This window comes from Streptosporangium minutum (genome assembly GCF_002149035.1).
In the GTDB taxonomy this organism is placed as follows: Bacteria; Actinomycetota; Actinomycetes; order Streptosporangiales; family Streptosporangiaceae; genus Streptosporangium; species Streptosporangium minutum.
The window spans coordinates 1-1,892 of the sequence record NZ_NGFP01000485.1; the positions used below are offsets into that span (position 1 = coordinate 1).

A 1,892-nucleotide genomic window follows, 5' to 3' on the forward strand; every position below is an offset into this window, starting at 1 on the left:
GGAGGGGGGCACGTCAGGGCGGCCGGCGCGGGCGGGCGGCGGACGGCCAGATCGACGATGTCGCCGGTGGCGGTGGCGGTGAGCGCGGCGGCGAACAGGATGATCTGGTTGAGGAGCTTGAGGAAGGCGAGCAGCGCGACGGCGCCGGCCACGACCTGGTAGGCGGGGTTGGCCGCGGTGATCTCCAGATAGAACTGGCCGATCGTCTTGAGGACCTCCAGCCCGAGGCTGATGAACAGGGCGGGCCCGAGCACCCGGCGCGGCGGCAGCCGCAGCCTCGGGGGCGCGGTGAGCAGGGCGACCGCCAGCAGGGTGTTCACACCGAGACCGAGCACGAACGCGACCGCGGCCAGCAGCCACTGCGTCGGGGTGTCGTCGACGCCCACGGTGTGCACCAGCAGCCAGTTCAGCAGCGACTCGGCGGCGAAGGCCACCGCGAGCGAGGCCGACAGCAGCGCCCCGAGCCCGGCCAGCACGCCCAGGTCGATGAGCTGGCGCAGCAGGAAACGGCCCGGATACTCCTCGATGCGCCAGATCGCCCTGATCGCCGACCGCAGGGTGTCCATCCAGAACAGGCCGGTGATCGGCAGGCCGACGAAGGCGATCGCTCCGGCCGTGCTCCTGGCGTCACGCAGTGCCTGCACGTCGAGGCGGGGGAAATTCTCGGTGAGATACCGCTGCACGGTCTGTATCACCTGCGGATCGTCCAGGACGTGCCCGATGATCGAAAAGCTCAGCAGCGCGAGCGCGAACAGCGCGAAGAACGCGTAGTAGGTGAGGGCGGCCGACAGCCGTCCACCGTCCGCCTGGTCGTAGCGCACGCCGGCGCGGACCAGATGGTCCAGCCAGCGGTGGCGGTGGCGGGCCCCGGTCCACAACGCCGCGACCCGCCCAGTGAATCCGGTGACCGTCATGCATCGGTCACTACCCGGAGCACACCGGACTACCGTCGGCGCCGGTCACCTGTGCTGCCGGTTTTCCGAGTACGGCTGTCCGTGAGACGGGCTTCCTGAGACCAGCCGCCCGTGAGGCGGGCTGCCGTGCGGCCGGTCACCTGCGCGGCCGGTCACCTGCGCCCGGCTGTCCGTGGTCCCGGCCGCTCGTGAGAACGGCGGGACCACGCGCCGGCGGCGCGGTGGTGCTCAGTCGCTCTCCGAGCGCCCCAGCCGCCAGTAGCCCATGAACGCCACCGACGAGCGGTCGATCCCGGCCTCCTGCACGAGGTGGCGGCGGAGCAGCTTGACCACGCCGGCCTCGCCGGCCAGCCAGGCGTAGAGGCCGCCGCGGCCCGAGGCCGGCGGGACCTCCCACAGGAGCTCGGTGTCGACGTCGACGTCCTCCAGGAGACCCACCATGTCGCCCCGTACGGTGATCTCGCTGACGGCGTCGCGTACGGCCGGGACGAGCAGCTCGCCGTGGCGGGCCCCCTCGCGGGGCAGCCAGGTGACCTCCACGCCCGGCCGTACGTCGAGGGGGAGCACGTCGGCGCCATGCGGCACCTCCAGCAGGACCGTGGCCCGTACGTCGCCGGAGAGGCTCTCGGCGATGGCGGCGATGGCGGGTACGGCGGTCTCGTCACCGGCCAGCAGCAGGCGCGTCGCCCCGGCCGGCGGAGCCCACTCCTGACCGCCGGTGGGCCCGGGATGGGCCGCGTTGGGGCCGATGACCACGGCGCGGTGGCCGGGGGCGGCGTAGGTCACCCAGCGCGAGGCGGGGCCGGCGTCGCCGTGGAGCACGAAGTCGATGTCGAGCTCGTGCTGCTGAGCTTTTCGATCATCGGGCACGTCCTGGACGATCCGCAGGTGATACAGACCGTGCAGCGGTATCTCACCGAGAATTTCCCCCGCCTCGACGTGCAGGCACTGCGTGACGCCAGGAGCACGGCCGGAGCG

The 1,892-nt window shown here is 72.3% G+C and carries 2 protein-coding genes; both read right to left on the reverse strand.

All coding sequences use genetic code 11. The features are described from left to right. Positions 1-914, reverse strand: a 914-nt coding sequence (locus tag CA984_RS43875) for a YihY/virulence factor BrkB family protein (protein WP_108724710.1), incomplete at its 3' end; no start/stop codon positions are given. A 228-nt stretch (positions 915-1,142) separates the two neighbouring features. Further along, a partial coding sequence (locus tag CA984_RS43880) for a siderophore-interacting protein (RefSeq protein WP_242676516.1) occupies positions 1,143-1,892 on the reverse strand: 750 nt, incomplete at its 5' end.